The organism is Streptomyces sp. SX-6, assembly GCF_059089585.1.
Genome location: NZ_JBTHHU010000006.1, coordinates 111,494 through 130,200 on the forward strand (window position 1 = coordinate 111,494; position 18,707 = coordinate 130,200).

At 67.5% G+C, this 18,707-nt stretch carries 19 protein-coding genes and 1 pseudogene; 10 read left to right on the forward strand and 10 right to left on the reverse strand.

The window, feature by feature from the left end:
• Positions 1-205: 205 nt before the first annotated feature.
• Both ACV530_RS09560 and ACV530_RS09565 read right to left on the reverse strand, forming a co-directional pair.
• The gene (locus ACV530_RS09560; RefSeq protein WP_494331882.1) at positions 206-1,576 is read right to left on the reverse strand and encodes an FAD-dependent oxidoreductase; all 1,371 of its coding nucleotides are present in this window, start codon (positions 1,574-1,576) and stop codon (positions 206-208) included.
• 151 nt (positions 1,577-1,727) lie between these two features.
• Entirely contained in the window at positions 1,728-2,192 is a 465-nt protein-coding gene (locus ACV530_RS09565) for an RICIN domain-containing protein (protein WP_494331883.1), read from the reverse strand.
• A gap of 328 nt (positions 2,193-2,520) precedes the next feature.
• Between ACV530_RS09565 and ACV530_RS09570 the strand changes: the two genes are divergently transcribed.
• Positions 2,521-3,072: a hypothetical protein gene (locus ACV530_RS09570; RefSeq protein ID WP_494331884.1), complete on the forward strand. Its 552-nt coding sequence runs from the start codon at positions 2,521-2,523 to the stop codon at positions 3,070-3,072.
• A 33-nt stretch (positions 3,073-3,105) separates the two neighbouring features.
• Here the strand turns inward: ACV530_RS09570 and ACV530_RS09575 are convergent, their stop codons facing one another.
• Entirely contained in the window at positions 3,106-3,585 is a 480-nt protein-coding gene (locus ACV530_RS09575) for a MarR family winged helix-turn-helix transcriptional regulator (RefSeq protein ID WP_494331885.1), read from the reverse strand.
• Between the two features lie 164 nt (positions 3,586-3,749).
• Between ACV530_RS09575 and ACV530_RS09580 the strand changes: the two genes are divergently transcribed.
• The 4 genes and pseudogenes from ACV530_RS09580 to ACV530_RS09595 all read left to right on the forward strand — a co-directional run bounded on the left by ACV530_RS09580 (position 3,750) and on the right by ACV530_RS09595 (position 8,010).
• Positions 3,750-4,913, forward strand: coding sequence for a cytochrome P450 family protein (locus ACV530_RS09580; RefSeq protein ID WP_494331886.1), 1,164 nt, complete (start codon positions 3,750-3,752; stop codon positions 4,911-4,913).
• A gap of 87 nt (positions 4,914-5,000) precedes the next feature.
• Entirely contained in the window at positions 5,001-5,297 is a 297-nt protein-coding gene (locus ACV530_RS09585; RefSeq protein WP_494331887.1) for a putative quinol monooxygenase, read from the forward strand.
• Positions 5,298-5,526: 229 nt separating this feature from the next.
• Positions 5,527-6,927, forward strand: a pseudogene (locus tag ACV530_RS09590) (alkaline phosphatase family protein); the annotation flags it as partial.
• Between the two features lie 297 nt (positions 6,928-7,224).
• Positions 7,225-8,010 (forward strand): YncE family protein, encoded by a 786-nt coding sequence (locus ACV530_RS09595; protein ID WP_494332029.1) that lies wholly within the window; start codon positions 7,225-7,227, stop codon positions 8,008-8,010.
• Between the two features lie 21 nt (positions 8,011-8,031).
• On the opposite strand, the gene ACV530_RS09600 is transcribed toward ACV530_RS09595, so the two are convergent.
• From ACV530_RS09600 to ACV530_RS09625, 6 genes are all read right to left on the reverse strand, one after another.
• Positions 8,032-8,247, reverse strand: coding sequence for a dodecin (locus ACV530_RS09600; protein ID WP_494331888.1), 216 nt, complete (start codon positions 8,245-8,247; stop codon positions 8,032-8,034).
• A gap of 96 nt (positions 8,248-8,343) precedes the next feature.
• Complete coding sequence (locus ACV530_RS09605) at positions 8,344-8,805, reverse strand: GNAT family N-acetyltransferase (protein ID WP_494331889.1); 462 nt, start codon at positions 8,803-8,805, stop codon at positions 8,344-8,346.
• A 71-nt stretch (positions 8,806-8,876) separates the two neighbouring features.
• Positions 8,877-10,199, reverse strand: coding sequence for a UDP-glucose dehydrogenase family protein (locus ACV530_RS09610; RefSeq protein WP_494331890.1), 1,323 nt, complete (start codon positions 10,197-10,199; stop codon positions 8,877-8,879).
• A gap of 101 nt (positions 10,200-10,300) precedes the next feature.
• On the reverse strand, positions 10,301-11,539 hold the full coding sequence (locus ACV530_RS09615) for an SIR2 family protein (RefSeq protein WP_494331891.1): 1,239 nt from the start codon (positions 11,537-11,539) through the stop codon (positions 10,301-10,303).
• A gap of 15 nt (positions 11,540-11,554) precedes the next feature.
• Positions 11,555-12,886 carry an aminotransferase class III-fold pyridoxal phosphate-dependent enzyme gene (locus tag ACV530_RS09620; RefSeq protein WP_494331892.1) on the reverse strand — a complete coding sequence of 444 codons (1,332 nt, stop codon included), beginning with the start codon at positions 12,884-12,886 and terminating at the stop codon, positions 11,555-11,557.
• Between the two features lie 139 nt (positions 12,887-13,025).
• Positions 13,026-13,241, reverse strand: a complete 216-nt coding sequence (locus ACV530_RS09625) for a hypothetical protein (protein WP_494331893.1) — start codon at positions 13,239-13,241, stop codon at positions 13,026-13,028.
• A 175-nt stretch (positions 13,242-13,416) separates the two neighbouring features.
• Between ACV530_RS09625 and ACV530_RS09630 the strand changes: the two genes are divergently transcribed.
• From ACV530_RS09630 to ACV530_RS09640, 3 genes are all read left to right on the forward strand, one after another.
• Positions 13,417-14,604, forward strand: coding sequence for a helix-turn-helix domain-containing protein (locus ACV530_RS09630; RefSeq protein ID WP_494331894.1), 1,188 nt, complete (start codon positions 13,417-13,419; stop codon positions 14,602-14,604).
• The gene (locus ACV530_RS09635) at positions 14,594-14,896 is read left to right on the forward strand and encodes a hypothetical protein (protein ID WP_494331895.1); all 303 of its coding nucleotides are present in this window, start codon (positions 14,594-14,596) and stop codon (positions 14,894-14,896) included. Before ACV530_RS09630 ends, ACV530_RS09635 begins: the two co-directional genes overlap by 11 nt.
• A 221-nt stretch (positions 14,897-15,117) precedes the next feature.
• On the forward strand, positions 15,118-15,501 hold the full coding sequence (locus ACV530_RS09640; RefSeq protein WP_494331896.1) for a VOC family protein: 384 nt from the start codon (positions 15,118-15,120) through the stop codon (positions 15,499-15,501).
• A 135-nt stretch (positions 15,502-15,636) separates the two neighbouring features.
• Here the strand turns inward: ACV530_RS09640 and ACV530_RS09645 are convergent, their stop codons facing one another.
• Positions 15,637-16,479: a hypothetical protein gene (locus ACV530_RS09645; protein ID WP_494331897.1), complete on the reverse strand. Its 843-nt coding sequence runs from the start codon at positions 16,477-16,479 to the stop codon at positions 15,637-15,639.
• Between the two features lie 707 nt (positions 16,480-17,186).
• Between ACV530_RS09645 and ACV530_RS09650 the strand changes: the two genes are divergently transcribed.
• Positions 17,187-17,720: a DUF6879 family protein gene (locus ACV530_RS09650; protein ID WP_494331898.1), complete on the forward strand. Its 534-nt coding sequence runs from the start codon at positions 17,187-17,189 to the stop codon at positions 17,718-17,720.
• A gap of 23 nt (positions 17,721-17,743) precedes the next feature.
• A complete protein-coding gene (locus ACV530_RS09655) occupies positions 17,744-18,595 on the forward strand; it encodes a helix-turn-helix domain-containing protein (protein WP_494331899.1) in 852 nt (283 codons plus the stop codon).
• Positions 18,596-18,707: the final 112 nt, after the last annotated feature.

The window sequence follows — 18,707 nt, forward strand, 5'->3', positions numbered from 1 at the left end:
TCCTGGCGCAGGTCGGCGTGCCCGACTCACTGGGTGGTCGACAACCGGCTCGTTGAGTTCAGCCACTTTACGGGGATGGTTGTCGTGGAGCGTGGGCTCATTGCTCCTGGAGCCACTTGGCTGTGTCCGGGACTTCCTCCACGGTGCCCCAGCGGACGCCACGGCGCGAGAGCGGTGTGGCGTCCGGGGGACCGCGGAGGCATGGTCAGCGGCGCGGGCGGCCGGACAGAGCCTGGCTGACGACCTTTGCCACCACTGTGGGATGGAACAGGATGGAGGGCGGCGCCAGCATGTTGGCGACCCGTACGAAACGGGACCACACCCGTGCGTCGCGGACCGACGCCGCGAAGAGGTGCTTGTTGTACCAGTGGGCGATCTTCGCCGCGACGGACTGGTGGCGCGGGTTCCACATGAGGTCCGAGTTGGTCGACAGCGTCCACGGCACCAGGACGATGCGCGCCACCGCGCGTTGGAACGTCCTGCTCAGACCGTCGAGGTCGGCCTTGAGCCGTCGGCGTTCGCCCAGCGTGCGGTGGAGGAGGTCGGCCTCCATCGCGGCGACGGTCAGGCCCTGCCCGTAGACCGGATTGAACACGCAGACCGAGTCCCCGATGGCGATCAGGCGGTCAGGCCATTCCTTGACCTTGTGGTAGTGACGCCACTGGTTGTTGACGTTGGTGTAGCGGTAGACCGGTTCCTGGTGGGTACGGCGTTCGATCTGCTCGGCGAGATGGGCGTTGTCGAGGCTCTTGGCGAAATCCAGGTATGCCGCGTCATCAGTCGGCGGCACATGGTCCCCGAACCCGAACAGCGAGCACGTCCAACGGTTCCGCTCCACGGCCAGGATGACACCGCCCCGGGGAACGTGGGGGGCGAACGTCATCTGGTAGGCGACGTTGAATTCCGGATGGCCCTTCTCCGGCCGGTCGAAGTTCATCGACGTGTAGGTGATCTTCGCCTTCACTACCTGTGTGCGGGGGACCGGCAGGCCCATCTCCTTCAGCCAGCCGTCCAGGGCGCTGGACCGCCCGGAGGCGTCGACGACCAGGTCCGCTGTGAGCTCCACCGGCTGCTCGGCGCCGTCCGTCCGGTACAGCACCCCGCTCACCGTGCCGGGAGTGCCCGTCTTCAGACCCTCGCACCGGGTCGAGGGGAGCAGCGTCACCTCGGGCAGCGCGAGCACCCTGCGCCGCAGGCGCCGCTCCAGTTCGTCCCGGGTGAACGACTGGATCTCCACGCCTGTCCGGGCCCGCGGAGCGAACCCGGACGGCAGCAGGAAGCTGATGCGCTCGCCGTAGTCGAAGACGGGTGCCCCGATGTCCTTCAACTCCGCACGGAGTCCGGGGAAGAGCTTCTCCAGGACCTCCGCGCCCTTGGCGAGCATGGCATGGGCGTGGTAGCCCTGCGGGCAGTGGGGATGGGTACCGGTGTCCTCGTCCACCGGGTCCCGCTCCAGGATGACCACTTCGGAGAAGTGGTCCGCAAGGACCCGGGCCGCCACCAGACCGGCGTATCCGCCACCGACGATGACGGCCTTCTCCCAGCGGGCATCGGACCGTAAAACTCTGTTCTTCATGGGTGCGTCCCTCCCCTGAACCTGATGCCGGACCCGCCTTGCGGGGCGCTGGGACGAGCGTAGGGCTTCCGCCGTTGCGAACCGGTCGTTTCGGCGGTGTCTCACCCTGCAGGGTCGCGAACCAGGTGGCGAGGGCGTTCCGGGGCCGGCGCTATGAGCGCGTGAACCACCGCTGGTCGGGGTGGTAGTGGCAGTCCCACAGGACCAGCGGGGTGCCGTTGGCGGTGCTGCCGTTGTCCGCCAGTCCCACGCACTTGTTCTGGCCTGCTCCGGATACGAGGGCGAAGGTGCCGTCGTTCAGAGTCTGCATCCGCCACCACTGATCGGGGTGGAGGTGGCAGTCCCACAGAACGAGGCGCGTTCCGTTTCTTTCGCTGCCGTTGTCCGCAAGTCCTATGCATTTGCCGTACGGATAGCCGGAGGCGTTGCTGCGGAGGGAGACGCCGTCGTCGCCTTTGTACCACCACTGATCGAAGTTGAGGTGGCAGTCCCACAGGACAAGGATCGTCCCGTTGGCGGTGCTGCCGTTGTTCGCCAGCCCGACGCACTTGTTCCCGTTCGGGTCGGCTGCGTTCCGTAGGTTGAACAGCGGGCCGGGGCCGGCTGGTTGCGCCATTGACGGCGCTGCCACAGCCGTTGTGCCGGTCAGGGTGAGCGCAACGCTCGCGACTACCGCGCTCATGAGTCTTCGCCGACGGTTCAAGCGAGAGTTCACGTGAACTCCTTCCCCTTGGTCTGCCTCTCGGGCATCGCTCAGGATGGCCGTCGTGCTCGGCGCCGTACATCCTGGAATCGGACATGCCTGCGCTGCTCAGTCCGGCGTCAACTGGCCAACGGTTCGCCTGGGGTCCCCCGCGCGGAGGACTCGATGCCCGTCGCAGAGATGACCACGAACCCGTCTTGGGCCGGATCCCGGGCGTTCACCGGGCAACGAAGATCGACTCATGAGAATCAAGACGCTTCATCCCTCCCCGACGGTCGGTGACACCGGGCGGCCCGTCCCGAGGTGGGCCATCCGCTGCGCCCGGCTCGTACCCCTCGTCGTCCTCCCGTCGTGCCTGTGGCGTCTACCGTTCGCATTCGACTACGAGATGGGCCAGGTCTACGCGGTCCACAAGACATGGCACTGGTGGGTCATCCTGTACGTCTTCGGACTCAGCCTTCTCTCCGAGGGACTGGCCTATCTCTCCTTTGGCCTGGTGGCCCGGTGGGGCGAAGTGGCGCCCTCATGGCTCCCGGTCATCGGAGGCAAGCGCATTCCACCGCTCGCTGCGATCGTCCCGGCCACTCTGGGCGGTCTGGGGCTGATCGCGCTGTGGGATCCCCTGCCTCTCGCCTTCCTCCACATCGGTGGAGTGCCCCTTGTCGAGTACTCCAACGGATGGTGGAAGGCACTTGCAGCAGTGGCCACACTCCCGCTGGCCCTGTGGGGACCACTTCTCCTGGCCGTGACGTACGCGTACTACACGCGCCGCCGCGAAGAGACAGTCGCTTGAAACGCGCCGACGAGGGGCCCGCCGGAGCTGCTGTCATGCGCTGTCGGTGGGCCGTACGTCCATGGCGGAGCGGAGCTGGGTCAGGAAGGCCTCGAACTGCTCCAGAAGCTCGGAGGGGTAGCGGCCGAGGACAGCGTCCTGTCGTTGTCTGACGGGGCCGAAGAACTCGTCGGCGAGCTGTTTGACCTGCGGGCCGGTGCGCAGGGTGACGATCCGTCGGTCGGCTTCTTCGCGAGTACGGGTGACGTAGCCGGCCTTCTCCAGGCGGTTCAGGAGCGCGGTCATGGCTCCCGAGGACAGGGAGATGCGCCTGCTGAGCAGTGCCGGCGACAGCGGGGCACCGCTCTCTTCGGCGGAGGCGATCTCGAGCAAGGCGAACGCGTCTGTGGAGTGCACGCCGAGCCGGGCGGCGAATCGGCGGCCCAGCTCGGTGAAACTCGCGCCGTATGCCATGAGCTCTTCTGTCAGCCGCTCGCGCTGGGTTGAGACATCACCGGCCGTCGTCTTCTCCACTGGGCCCTCTCCGTCCGGACAGATTGACAACTCGGAGTCCTCCAGCCTAACTTGCCCGTGGAATGACTTCACCATAAAGATACTTCATGGTGAAGCTGCTTGGCCTGGAGCACCAGAAGTCCCCTGCACCGCCCTGCCCCGTTCCCTCGGCTCGTGGAGTCCTGATGCAAACCGCTCCTTATCTGGATGGCGTCAACCTTTTTGCCGCGGCCGTCCGTGGCATCGCCGAACCCGATCCGGTCCGCGCCGCCCTGCGCGCCGTCGGCCCCGTCGTCCAAGTCGACGCCCCAGCAGGCGGGCGGGCATGGGTCGTGACCGGTGAGGCGCCGGCGCGCCAGGTGCTCGCCGACCCCCGGATCGCCAAGGACCCCGCGTTCGCTCCCCCCGGCTGGAACCAGTACAACGCCGGACTCGAGCGGACCGCCGCCGAACAGCCCTCGCTCACCACTCTCGACGGCCCCGACCACGCCGAGCTGCGGCGCGCCCATGCCCCGCTGCTGAGTGCCAAGCGGATCGGCGAGCAGTCCGACCGGGTCCACGCGATCGCCCGGACGCTGCTGGCCGAACTTGCCACCGAGCGCAGGGTGGTCGACTTGACGGCCGGGTTCACCACCCGCTACCCGCTCACCGTCCTGCTCGACCTGCTCGGCATACCCCTCGACCGCGTCGGCCGGGCCGCCGACGCCTGCCGGCGGATGCTCGACGGCGGGCCGGAGCAGGCGAAGGCGATCGCCGACCTCGCGGAGCTCGCCGGAGCCGGACTCGACGACACCGGCCAGGGTCTCGCCGCCGAGCTGCGGGACCGTGTTCCCGCGCACACCACCCGCGACCAACTGCGGTACCACCTGTTCGCGTTGATCTTCGCGGGACAGCTCACCACCGACGCCTCCCTCGGCGTCCTGATCGCGCACACTCTCGCGGAGCGCCCCCAACGCGGCGTCGATGTGCGGGACATCGAAGAGCTGGTCCGGGAGACGCTCCGGCAGCACCCGCCCGCCCCCTTCACTCTCTGGCGGTTCACCACCACCGAACTCGAACTCGCAGGGACACGGCTGCCCGAGCGGGCTCCCGTACTCGTCGACATCCAGGGAATCAACACCGACCCCGACCGCACACCCGGCGGACCGGACCTGACCTTCGGGGCGGGCCCGCACTACTGCATCGGTGCCCAGCTCGCCCAGCTCGAACTGCGGGCGGTGGCCACGGTGTTGCGCACCGACTATCCCGATGCCCGCCTCGCCGTGCCCTTCGCCGAACTCCGCCAGAGCACCCTCGGCGGACTGCAGGGCAGCCGACTGACGGCTCTTCCCGTCATGCTGCACGGCTGATCCTGGGGTGTTTGCGCAGGTCAACCGCCAGTCAGGATAGGGTGCCCGGGCTGTGTCCCCCTCGATCGAGAAGTAGGAGAGGAGCAAATGGTGTTCGACCTCATCGTCATCATCCGCGTGCCCAAGTCCGGAGATATCGCCCACGTCGCGGATGCTCTGGCCCGTATGCGTCCGCTGTGCCTGGCCGAAGACGGCTGCGTCAGCTGGGAGGCGTACCAATCGCACGAGGACGCCGCGCGATTTGTCCTGGTCGAGCGCTGGGCGAGCCAGGACCAGTGGGACACCCACGGCTCCGGCGTGGCTATCCAGGACATCTACATTCCCGAGATCATGCCGCGCATCGAACGTGAGGTGCACCCGAGCGCCCCCGTCGCATCGGTGTGAGATCCGACAAGGCGGGCCCTGATGGACAACGACGGGTGACGCCGCCATGAACGTGCCGGTGATGACGGAAAGTTGCTCGCTCCGCCGGCGCGTCCTGGCGGCCCGATAGCAGGCCGGATCCTTGCGTTTTCGACCACAGGTGCAGCGGAGACCTGTGTGTTCTCTTGTGCCGCGAGGCGACATGGTGTGTGCTGGCGCGCGTTCCTGACCTTCGGCACCGAGGTGGACCATGGCTGAGTTCTCCCGAAGACGGCTGCTCGGATCGGCCCTGGGCATCGGCGGCCTCACCGCCGCGGCGTCCCTGATGCCGCCCAACCTGCGCCAGGCCATGGCGGAGACGCCGAGACGGTCCGGCTCCCTCGACGACATCGAGCACGTCGTCGTGCTCATGCAGGAAAACCGGTCGTTCGACCACTACTTCGGCACGATGGCCGGGGTACGGGGATTCGACGATCCGGACGCGTTGAAACTGCCCGATGGACGCTCCGTCTTCCACCAGCCGGACCCGGCCAACCCCGACGGCTACCTCCTGCCGTTCCACCTCGACACCCGTACCACCAGCTCGCAGGCGATCCCCTCCACCAGCCACGCCTGGACGGTGCAGCACGCGGCCGTCAACGGCGGCAAGATGGACAACTGGGTCCCCGCGCACCGCAAGGCCGACGGCGAACGGCACGGCCCGTACACGATGGGCTACTACGAACGGGACGACATCCCCTTCCACTTCGCGCTCGCCGAGTGCTTCACGATCTGCGACGCCTACCACTGCTCCGTGCTGGGGCCGACCTGGCCGAACCGGCTGTACCTGTGGAGCGGTACGGTCGATCCGGGCGGCCGGTACGGTGGTCCCGTCATCAGCAACGACATTCCGAAGCCGTTCCGTTGGACCACCTACCCGGAGCGACTCACCAAGGCGGGCGTCTCCTGGCACGTGTACCAGGAAGAGGACGACTACGGCTGCAACCCGCTGGAGTTCTTCCAGTCCTTCCAGGACTCCGCCCCGGGCGACCCGCTTCACGAGCACGGCCTCACGATCGGCCCGGCGGGCTCGTTCGAGGAGGACGCGCGCAACGGGCGGCTGCCCACGGTCTCGTGGATCATCCCGCCCTCGCCCCGATGCGAGCACCCGGACTACCTTCCGGCGTCCGGTGCCGACTTCCTCGCCCGGCAGCTGGACGCGGTCGCCGCCAACCGGGATCTCTGGCACAAGACCGTGTTCATCATCAACTACGACGAGAACGACGGCCTGTTCGACCACGTGGTACCGCCGATGCCGCCGAAGGGCACGCCGGACGAGTATGTACGCGGCCTGCCGATCGGGGGCGGGATCCGGGTGCCGTGCTTCGTCGTCTCGCCGTGGTCCCAGGGCGGCTTTGTGGCGAGCGAGCCCTTCGACCACACCTCGGTCCTGCGGTTCCTGGAGAAGGTCACCGGGGTGCGCGAGCCGAACATCAGCGACTGGCGGCGGCGTACGTTCGGCGATCTCACCTCGGCACTCGGCTTGCGGAACAGTCGGCCGTTCCCGGAACTGCCCTCGACACGGGACGAGTTCTGGATCGCCGAGCACGAAGTCGCGACCCTGCCGCCCGCGGAGTTCCCCGGCGCGGACCAGGACCCTCCGCACCAGGAGAACGACGCGAGTTCCAAGGCCGTAGCGCCTCCGTCGGTCCGGATCAGCGCGCTGAGCGGGGGCCGTCCGTACGCCAGGAGCCGTATCGTCGAGAACGCCACCACGCACAAGGACGACTTCCCGCACGGCACTTCGGGCACGAACTTCCCCGGGATACAGCGCTCGGTGCCCGGGAAGGGGCCGGTCAGCGGAGTGCACGTCTACGCGGCCGGGATCGTCAGCAACACCATCTCGGTGCTCGACGCCTCGCGCCACACGCTGGTCGCCAGCATCGACGCCGGAACCAACCCCTTCGGCATGGCCAGAACCCCCGACGGGCGCAAGCTCTACATCACCAACTCGGGGGCCAGCAACGTCTCGGTGCTGGACACCAGGAAGGGGAGGATCGTCGCTTCGGTCACGGTCGGGCTGTACCCGCACGGCGTGGTGGCGTCGCCCGACGGCAAGCACGTCTACGTCGCCGACACCGGCCCGGAGCCGGGAGCGGACGGCTCACGGTCCGTATCGGTGATCCGCACGGATGCGGACAAGGTCTCCGCGACCTGGCGGGCCGGCCTCGCGCCACGCCACCTCGCACCGACCCCGGACGGGAAGACGCTGTATGTGACGTGCGCCGACGGGCTGTTCGTCCTGGACGCCGGGAACGGTCGCACCAGACAGACCCTGAAGGGCCAGGCCGGGGCCAACGGCGTGGCCGTGCATCCGGATGGCAAACACGTCTACGTGGCCGACTACCGGCGGAATGTCGTGTGGGTGATCGAGACCCGAACCCACCGGGTGCGCGGACGGATCGGCGCCGGCCGCAACCCATGGCAGGTCACGACGAGCCCGGACGGCGCCCGCGTCTACGTCACGGGCGCCAACGACGACACGGTGACCGTGCTCGACGCCGGAAGCCACCGGGTGATCGCCACGGTCCGGGTCCACCACATCCCCACCGGCATCACCGCGGCCGGGGACACGGTCTGGGTCACGACCAACGCTTCCAGCACGGTGGACGCCATCGACACGAAGACCCTCGAGGTCGTCGGCAGCGTGCCGCTGGGGCTGGCCACGTCGCCGAGCGGTGTCGTGGTGGCGTGACGGGGCAGAGCCTGGAGGGGGCTATTCGGCGTCCTCCAGGCGGAAGCCCACCTTGAGTCCCACCTGGTAGTGCGCGATGGATCCGTCCTCGAGGTGGCCGCGAACTTGGGTCACCTCGAACCAGTCCAGCCCGCGCAGGGTCTTCGCGGCGCGGCTGATCCCGTTGCGGATCGCCGCGTCCACGCTCTCGGCGGAGGACCCGACGATCTCGGTCACCCGGTAGATGTGGTCGGACATGCCTTCTCCCTACTGGCCGGCCAGAGGCCTCCCTTCCACGGTGCCTCAGTGGAAGCCGGGGCGCGCGAGGGGTGTGGCGTCCGAGGGACCTCTGCGCTATTTCTGGTGCTGCCAGACGTAGCGGACGTCCGGCTCTCGCTCCTCGTTGCGCAGCCCGTCCGTTCGCTCGACCGCGATGAAGCCGTGCCGTTCGTAGAACCGCTGCGCTGACTTGTTGACCTGGAACGTCCACAGCGCCAGCCCGTCTGGCCGGCGCTGCTTGGCCAGGGACATGAACCGATCGCCCAGCCCCCGTCCGCGCCACGCTGGATCGAGGTAGAGCTGATTCAGCTCCACGCCGTTGAGCACCAAGAGCCCCACCACACTGTTCTCGATAACCGCCACCCAGGTCTCGTACTGCGGCACAACCACGCGTGAGAACCAGGCCCGCACTTCGGCATCGTCATGCGCACGACGCACCGACGGCAGCGCGGCGGTGAAGGAACGCAGCCACACATCGGCCGCTCCGAGCGCGTCGGCGTCGCCCGCACGACGGAGAACAACGGCATCACTGCTCACAGCACGAGACCTCCACAACCTTCCAGGGTTTGATGGCGCCTTACAGGTCCCCAGCACGCGGGGGCCCGGTTCTATTTCCCGGGTCGTCCGAGCTGGTGGACGGTCCAGCCCGCCGCGCGCCAAGGCTCGGGGGCAAGGTCGGTACGGCAGTCGACGAGCAGGGGGGTGGCCGGGCTGCCCATGAGGGCTTGGGGGTTGGCCTGCTGGTACTCGGGCCATTCGGTGGCAAGGACGACGAGATCGGCGCCGTCGAGGGAGGCGGTCAGGTCGTCGGTGTAGTCGAGTTCGGGGTTGCGAGTCATGGCCGTGGCCACGGCCTGCGGGTCGTGCACGATGACGGTGGCACCAGCCTGCTGGAGGGCGTGGGCCAAGGCGAGAGCCGGGGACTCACGGACGTCACTGGTGCCGGGCTTGAACGCGGCGCCCCACACGGTGGCCCGGACACCCTTGATGGGCCGGTCTCCCAGGGCGCGGGTGATGAGGTCCATGGCCACGTCGGTGCGGCTCTCGTTGATTTCCTCGGCGGCATGCAGGAGGGCAGCGGCCTGTTCGGCGCCGAGCTGCCGGGCGGAGGCGGTGAAGGCGCGGACATCCTTGGGGAGACAACCGCCGCCGTAGCCGATGCCGGGCCTCATACCACCACTGCCGATGCGGGGATCGATACCGAGGATGTCCACGATCTGGGAGATGTCGCCGCCGGCGGCCTCGCACATGTCGGCGACGGCGTTGATGTAGCTGATCTTCAGGCCGAGGAAGGTGTTCGCTGCGCCCTTGGCGAGTTCAGCGGTCTGCGGGTCGGTGACGAACAGGGGGACACCGGCATCCAGGATGGGGGCGTAGACGGCGCGAATCGTCTTCTCGGCCTCGGCGGAGGTCAGTCCGGCGATGATGCGGTCCGGGCGGAGGGTGTCCTGCACTGCATGTCCCTCGCGGAGGAACTCCGGGTTCCACACGACATCAACACCCGTGCCGGCGGGGGCCAGGCGCTGGGCGAGGGCGGTGACCTGGCTGGTGGTGCCGACGGTGACGGTGCTCTTCCCGACGATCGTGCAGGGGCGACGGAGGTGCGGGGCGAGTTGGCGGATGGCGCCGTAGACCTGCCCGGTGTCGTAGGAGCGTCCGTCGGCGTCGATGGGGGTGCCCACGCCGATGAAGTGCACCTCGGCGAAGTCGGCGGCCTCGTGGATGTCGGTGGTGAACCGCAGGTGCCCGCTCGCGGTGTGACGGGCAAGGAGTTCGGGCAGGCCGGTCTCGTAGATGGGGCATTCGCCGGCGTTGAGCCGGTCCACCTTGGCCTGGTCGACGTCCACGCCGATGACCTCGTGGCCGAGTTCGGCCATCGCCGCCGCGTGCGGGATGCCGAGGTGACCACAGCCGATCACGGAAACGCGCATGCTTGCTGTCCTTCTCGGTTGATGCCGGGGGCCGCACCGAGCGCGCGGCCCCACGACGCTATCGCCCTGGAACAGGGCCAGTTGAGCCTTGCGTGGGTCTGTCACACGGTCACGTCGAGGAGCTCGCACAGGCGCCCGAGTGCCGGGATTGCTGCCGCCCGGACCACTGTGTCCTCGTCTCGGGCTCCCTCGATGGGGTAGTCCCTGAAGATGTTGTTCTCCATGAGTCCTTCCGGGTCCACGTAGAAGATCTTCATCCCCTTGGCGCGGGCACGCGCCTGCACCGCGCGCCGGTCGGCGTGAAGGCCGATCACCAGCAGGGACCGGACCTCATCGAGCAGGGGCACGGGCGGGATCTTCTGGTCGTACCGACGGACGAACACCTCCGGCAGTCCCGCCCGCGCGGAGAGCACATCGAAGTTGTGGGTGATGACCGGCCCGACCATGTGCCCGGCATCATGCAGCGCCTTCAAAGCCCGGTGAGCGGAGGTGGGCTGCGCGATGAAACACGCGGCGAACATCCGTGTCAGATCCCGGGCCTTGGCCGGGGCGTCCAGCAGGAGCTCCTGAACCAGGGTGTCAGCTTGGGGGGAGAGGGTGAACGCGTGCGACTGCGTGAGCGTGTTGTCCTTCCGCGCGGTCACCCGATACACCTCGTGCAGGTAGTGCAGCGGCGGGATCCCCGCCTCGATCGAGGTGCCGCACCCCACCTCCACCTGGAACGGCAGGAAGTCCAAGATCCCGGCGAGGTCTTCGGCGATGGCCGGGTTGCCCCGCTGCTCCTTGGTACGCATCCCACCGGCGAGCACATCCCAGGGCAGGTTCCGCAGAGTGCGCGCCGGGCTGCTGTAGCCCTCGGAGGTGAACAGTACGTCCAACGAGCGGAACCCTGCGGGCGTGGCCCGGTCGGCACGCTCGTCCTGCGGGTGCACGTCGAACTCGGCGACGGAAGCCGCCAGATCGCGGCGCTGCCAGATACCCGGCCGCTTCGGCTTCCATCGGCCTTCGCCAAGCCACCCCTGGACGGACTTGGCGTAGGCGCTGATCTCCTCGGCTGGCGCGGTGTACGACACGTACAGGTACATCTCGGACAGCACCAGCCTTGGGATCGGGTAGGTGTAGTCCAACGCGTAGTTGTTCCGGTAGTGCACGACCCGCCGACGACCCGAGGTGCTCTCGGTCCACCCGGACTGCTCAGTGTTGGCCGGGTCCTGGGTACGCCGCCAGATGCCTTCCTCGACACTGCGGGGCCGCTCGTGGCCGTCGCCGGCGAAGTGCCGGTTCCACGTCGCCACTTGTTCGCCGGACAGTTGCTCGATGACGGGGTGGGGCAGGAACACGGTGTCCTCCTTGATTCAGTCGATGCAGGTACCGGCCGGTGGTACGGCCCAGCCGATTCGGTCCAGGGCGGTCACCGCGTCGGAGAGCGCCGTGGCCAGGAAGTCGATGTCCTCGTCCGTCGAGGTCACCGGAGGCGCGATGACCAAGCCCTCGCTCTTCTGGCCAGCTCCGGTGAATGGGTAGAAGAGGACGTCGCGCTTCTCGGCCTCCTCCATCAGGGGCCAGAGCAGACCGGGCTCGACTTCCATCCCGTACAGGTGCCCGAGGCCTCGGACGTCCCGCACCGGCCCCAGGCCGACCAGGGCTCGCAGGGACTCCCCGAGCCTTTCCCCGCGGGCCGTGAGGGCGTCGAGATCCATGGACTCCAGCTCGTCCAGGACGCCCAGGCAGGCCGCCGCCTGGAGCGGATGGGTGGCCATGGTGCCCATTGCGGGCAGCGGGTCCGTATTCTGATACCTGATCAACGGCGCGATCTCGGGCGACACCAGCACGGCCCCCACTCCCGTGTACCCGGCCCCCAGGCCCTTGGACAGGATGCACAAGTCCGGCTCCGCGTCGTCCCAATGGTTGCTGGCCAAGGGCGTGCCGGTGCGCCACAGCCCGGTCAGCACCTCGTCGTGGATGACAAGGACGTTCCGTTCCCGGCAGATCTTGGACACCCGCCGCAGGTACCCGTCGGGTGGCACGTAGGCGCCGCCAGTGCTCCCGTTGACGGGCTCGATCAGGACCGCGGAGACGTTCTCTGCACCCCTCCTGTCAATCACCCTCGCGATCTCGTCGGCACACGAGGCATCGCACGCACGCCCTTCGTGGCTGTGCGTCGGCGGGTAGGGCGCGGGGAAGGCGGGCCCGAGGCCGAGCGCGTCCTCCGGGCGCGGTCGGCGGGCGTGGTTGCCCGCGAGCGCGAGGGTAAGTGCGCTCATCCCGTGATAGCTCAGGTCGGACGTCAGGACGTCCCCGCGGCGTTTACCGTCCCGGACCCGCGTGATGTTCCTCGCCAGCCCGATCGCGACCTCCACGCCGAGTGTCCTGCACGTGGTCAGCGCGACGGAGTCCTGCGGGCGGCCCACGGCGCGGCACAGGCGGTCCATCAGTTCCAGCTGGATGTGGGGCTGCACGACGGCGGCGCTGCCGAACGAGTAGCGGGCGAACTGGTGCTTGATCCGGGCGAAGACTGTGGAGCTGCCCTGCCCAACGTTTACGCAGAGAAGCCCGCTCGATCCGTCGAAGGTCCGGCGGCCATCAGCGCGGTGCAGCCAGGGGCCGCTTGATCCCACGACGTCGAAGTCCGGCAAGGGGCGGTGTGACGTCAGCAGCCGTTCGCGACGAGGCAGGTAACGATCCACAGCGAAGTCCCTTCTCGGGTGTGCTCATTGGGCAGGTGGGAAGCGCGTGGCGGTCGTGGAGCAGTCAGTCGTCCTGCGGCAGGTCAGGCGCGGACGCCGGGGCGGGCCGAAGCGGTGAGGCGTGGGCGGTGCAGGCCGCTCATGTCATCGTCCTGTCAGCGGCCTGGGCCGCCTTACGCTTCGCGATCATCTGCTCGAACTGGATGGCGTAGACGTGCAGTTCGTCCGGGGTGATGACCAAGGTCGTCTTCTCGGTGGTGCCGTCGCGGTGGTGGATCTTGATGGCTAGCGTGACTCGCTCGGTCTGGTGGTCGTAGGTCGCGTCCTTCTTCTGCGGGGTGGCGTAGAAGATCACAGGTCCATGTCCTCTCTCGTCAGGGTTCTCGCACCCGCGGGACTGGGGTGCGTGACTCACGAGGATCGGCGCGAGAGGGGGCCGAGTCCACGGCGTTCTGCTAGCCGTTTTGCCAGGCATTTCACTAGGCTGTTCTCTCCAACTCCCAACCACTGTTGAGATATTGGGGCAATCAGTGGAGAACAGGGTCATTGCACAGCTCAGGCAGGACCGGGATTGGACACAAAACCAGGCAGCAGAACGCGTATGCGACGCCGTCGAAGCGATGACCGGCACCCGACCGGGCGTTGACGGTAACTGGATCTCCCGCTTAGAACGGGGTCAGGTCACTTGGCCCAACGACGACTACCGGCATGGCCTGCGCACGGTCTACGGCGTGACCACCGACGCACAGCTCGGCCTGTACTCGAAACGGACTCGGCGCGACCGCACGCGGAAGGAGGTGGGGGCCTCGCAGCGACGCACGTTCCTTTCGCTGCCACTGGCGGGGATCTTCCCTGATGCCCCGACCAGGCTCGGCAAAGGCGACCTGACCGCGCTGTCAGAGCGCACGCTCGCCCTCCAGGAATGGGACCGCCGCACTGGCGGAGTCCACACCCGGCACCTGGCCATGGCCGAACTCCAGCGCGCCATCGACCTCACCGGCTCCTCCACCACTCCGGCCGTACGCGCCCGGCTTTGCACGGGCATCGGCAACCTCGGCGACCTCGCCGGGTGGACCCACTTCGACGCCGGCAGCGAGAAACAAGCGCGCCGGGTGTTCGCCCTCGCCCTCAAGGCTGCGGTCGAGGGCGGCGACGAGGCGATGGTCTGCCACGTGGCCTCCGGCCTGGCCCGCGTCGAACTCGCTGCCCATCAGCCGCAGGCCACACTCGCTCTCCTGGAGATGGCCGAGGATACGGTTCCCACCTCGGCGCTGTCCATGCTCGCCGTCCTGCGGGCACAGGCACACGCCCTCAATGGCGACGAGCGGCAGGTGATGAAGAACATCAGCCTCGCCGAGACGATCTACAGCCGTGTCACCGACCTTCAGGACGACCCGCCGCAGTTCTGGTACCTGACCGAACACAAGCTCCACGGCGACATCGGTGATGCTCTGTTCATGCTCTCGCAGACCACAGGAAGGGTTCCCGCCGAACTGGTTGCTCGGCTGCGGCGGGCAGTGGACTCGCAGACCTCGAACCGAGCACGGGCAAAGGCGATCGCCGCCGGGAAATTGGCCACGGTGTTGTACCGACAGAAGGCCAGAGACGAAGCGGTCCACTATGCGAACACCGCGCTCGGCTTGTCTCGGGTCGTGAAGTCCGCCCGCCTGGACGCAGTGCTGACCGATATGAACAGGAGCAAACACAGTGACCGTTGACGAAGTACTCAAGGAAGCTGCCGCCCGTGGGATCGCCAATTTGCCTGCGCCCTCCCACTTGACCCACGTGCGCGTCTGGCCTGCCCACGAAGGCAAATGGGTCGCCGAGATCGGGCAGCCGCCCCACAACGAGACGGTGGGCGAGCTGCACGCGACGAAGAACGAAGCAAGGGCCGCTGGAACCGCACACCTTCACGAGGTATGGGCGAAGGTCCGTGCCGCATTGCCGGAGGACCTCGTCTCCGCCATGCCGGAATGGCCGGACCCGATCGTCAATGAGTGGGATCAGTAAGACGCTTGCATCGCTGATCGCAGCCGGGCCGATCTCGCCTGCGCTCTCGGGCCGGAGGTCCGGACAGCCCTTCCCACGACGCGGTGGTCAGCCCCGACGGTCGGTGAACAGCGCGAAGGCGCCGAGGAGGGTGCCTGTGTCTTCGCGGAGAGGCGGTCACCAGCGTGGAGCAGGGCTTAACGCTGTAGCCACAGTCAGGTTGTCTACGTACACTCGCGGGCATGGCATGCCGCATCAGTGAGCTGGTCATCGACGCCGCCGATCCTGACCAACTCGCTGCATTCTGGAGCAAGGTCCTCGGCTATGTCGAACTCGGCCGGGGGGACGGCGGGTTCATCGCGATCGGGCCACCCGGCGCCGACTTCGGCGGCCCGCAGCCCACCCTCGTCTTCGGCCCCAGCAGCGACCCGCGGACCGGGAAGCTTCGACTGCACATCGATGTCAACGCCATCGACCGCGACCAGGACGCCGAGCTGGAGCGGCTGCTCGCTCTCGGCGCCAGGCCCGTCGACGTCGGCCAGACCGGCACCGAGAGCTGGCACGTCCTGGCCGACCCGGAAGGCAACGAATTCTGCCTCCTGCGCACCCGGATCCAGCCCCTCTGACCACATGCGTCCTGGCGCCAAGCCGCTCAGGCCTCGTGGCTGAACGACAAGTACACCGAGGTCGGCGGCAGTGAACTGCCGCCGCCATCTCCCAACTTCTGGCTTGACCCGGCCAAGCATTAATTGGGCATGCTGTCAGCGCGATTGGTGGCGTGGCCGGTCGCGGACGACGGCGCGTAGTTGGTCGACGCGGGCGCGGAATTCGGCGTCGAGGTCGGGGTCTGCGGCTGCGCTGTGGTGGCAGCGGCGGCAGAGGCCGCCGGGGAGGGCGTCGGGGTGGCCGACGGCGCCGCAGTTGGTGCATTCCATGCGGCGGATGGTGGGATGCGCCATGGGTTCGGGGAGTTGGGGTGGCATTTTGGTGGTGAGGCGGGTGCGGGTGAAGGCGCCGGGGGAGTGGATGGGTTCGGAGGGGAGGCCTGTGGTGAGGAGGCGGGTGAATTCGTGGGTGGTGATGCCGCGTTGGAGCCATTGTGCGGCGAGGGGTTCGAGGGCTTCGCATTCGGCGGCGGAGAGGGCGAGGCGGGGGTTGGCGCGGCCGAGGGTGGCGAGTGCGGTGTAGGCCGGGGAGGGGCTGCCGGGCGTCTCCTGAGGCTGATGCTCTTCCTCTTTCGGGGTATCGCCCGCGAGGAGGGTTGACCACCAGGTGTCGTCGTGTGGGGTGCGGCTGAAGACGGTGCGGGTGACCCACTGGGTGCCGGTGGTTTCGCGGATACGGCGCAGGTGTCCGGCGTCGGAGAGGTTGTTCAGGGCGGTGCGGATGGCTTGTTGGCCGTAGGCGGGGATGGTCTTGGCCAGGGTCTTTACGTCCATGGCTGCGCCGTCGGGGAGGCGGTCGAGGTGGGTGGCGATGGCTGCTTCGCGGGTGGGCAGGTGGGCGAAGTCGTGGGCGGTGCGGGGTGCCTGGTCGGGTGCGGTGTGTTTGCCGTAGCCGGGTGCGGCCATGGGGGGAGCGGCGATAAGGTGGGCGGTAGCCATGTGATCGTTCCTCTTCAGCGATCTTGCGTGGTCAGGCCCTCGTCGAGTGTTGGAGCACCGGCGGGGGCCGTTTGCTTGTTCCGCACGCTATACGGCCGCGGCGGGCCGCGACGCGCCGATCGGAAAATGTCATCCGTACGAGTGCGCAGCGCACGGGAGTTGGGAGGGTGGGCGGGAAAGAGTCCAACCAACCATTCCTTGGATAAAGGGCTCGAATCCCGGACCCCGAAGCTCAAAGCTCAAGTCCCGGTGTGCCAAGTCATGTAAATGCCCAGTTGTAGAGGCTTGTTGAGAGTCGTCGATCCGGACCCGGGCTTCGGGTGTCGAGTGTCGGTGTCCACTGCGACCAGTGGGCTGCTGAGTCGAGTCGCCCCCAGATGTGCTGGGTTGGCCCCGGCTCGGGCAGATAGCCCAACTCAAGGTAGCTGGCCGGTTGTTCGTCGTATCGCAGTTCGTTTGCAACTGATCGCAACTGGCTCGACACGGGAGGTGGTGATGGCGCTACTGTTCGTCGGGATCGACCCGGAAGCTGGAGATGACAGTTGCCCGGCGGCCCGGGTGGAAAGTCGAGCCTGATGTGCTCTTCCAGGGCTGGTCGGCCGACGAAGAGACTCAGGCTGAGTGCAGTAAGAACAGCCCCAGCCCCGACGGCGAGGCGGTTATCCGGATGCCGTACCGGATGATCCCCATCATCAGGAAGGCGTGCGATGCCGCAGAGCAAGCAGCAGCTGGCGAGCTTTGAGGAACTGCTGGACTCGGCCAGGTGGTCTGCGGTGCACCTGGAGATGCGCGATGCCTACGCCGTGGATTACGAGAAGTCCGGGCTCGCGGCCTGGAGGGCCGGCCACCGGCTGAATCCCGACGACCGCCAGTCATGGTGGCGCCCCTGGCTCGATCTCATCTCGTGCGCAGTGGAGCGCGGGGTCGCGGTGCGTCGGGCCCGGATTGTCTCGGAGCCGGTGAGCGAGTACATCAGGTTCGAGCACTCGGGCACCTTCACCAACGTCGCCGCAGGTGAACAAGTCAGGTGGCTGCCGCGCCGGAACGCATCGGACATCGCTCTGCCGGGCAACGACTTCTGGCTCTTCGATGATCGGCTCGTTTGCTTCAACCACTTCAACGGTGACGGTGATGTGGTCGCGTTCGAGCATGTCGAGGACCAGGCCGTCATCAGGCTGTGCGCCTCGGCGTTCGAGGCGGTGTGGGAGCGTGCGGTCCCGCACGAGGAGTACAAGGTCTAGCGCGAGTATCAGACGGCCAGATCATGCCCACTGCCTCTTCGTCCAGTGCCCAGGCGGCCCGCGAAGCCTTGGCCGGACGGCTCAAGGAGATCAGGCGGGACATGGGACTCACCGGGCATGATCTGGCTGTTCGCTGTGGTTGGCACAAGGCAAAGTCCAGCCGCATCGAGAACGCCAAGACAGCGCCCTCGGACGACGACATCCGCGCGTGGTGTGCTGCATGCGGTGCCGAGGACCAGGCCGCCGACCTCATCGCAGCCAACCGTGCTGTTGAGTCCATGTACTTACAGTGGAGGCGACTCCACCGGAAGCAGACTCTGCGATACATCCAAGAGGAAAGTGTCCCTCTGTATGAGCGCACCAGACTCTTCCGCTCGTACAGCTCCAACCTCATCTCCGGGTTCCTTCAAACCGAGGGATACGCGACAGCTGTCCTTGAGTCGGTCGCTTGGCTGAGGGAGCTTCGAGATGACATCCCCGAAGCGGTCGCGGCCCGACTCGCACGATCACGGGTGCTCCGCGAAGGCGACCACCGGTTCGTCATGCTCATAGAGGAGGCCGTTCTCCGCTACCAGATGGGTGACACTGAGACCATGGCCGCCCAGCTCGGCCACCTACTGTCGGTGATGTCCCTGCCTTCGGTCAGCTTGGGCGTGATTCCGTCCAAGGGCCAGCGGCCCATCTGGGCAGTGGAAACGTTCAACGTGTACGACGACGTGCGGGTGCACGTCGAACTGCTGACTGCCCAGGTGACCGTGACCGCCCCGGGCGAAGTGCGTGACTACCTCAAGACCTTTGCCGAGCTGCAAAAGCGGGCCGTCTACGGCGCACAGGTACGGTCACTGATCGCCTCCGCGGCCGAGGCCCTGGGCTAACTGGCCCGACGTCTCGCCTGACTTGGCCAAGCGGCCTGGTGTGAGCGGGGGTGCGTGCACCCTCATGTTCCGGTCGAGCTTCGGCTCAGTCCTCCGGTGCCGCTGGGCTCGT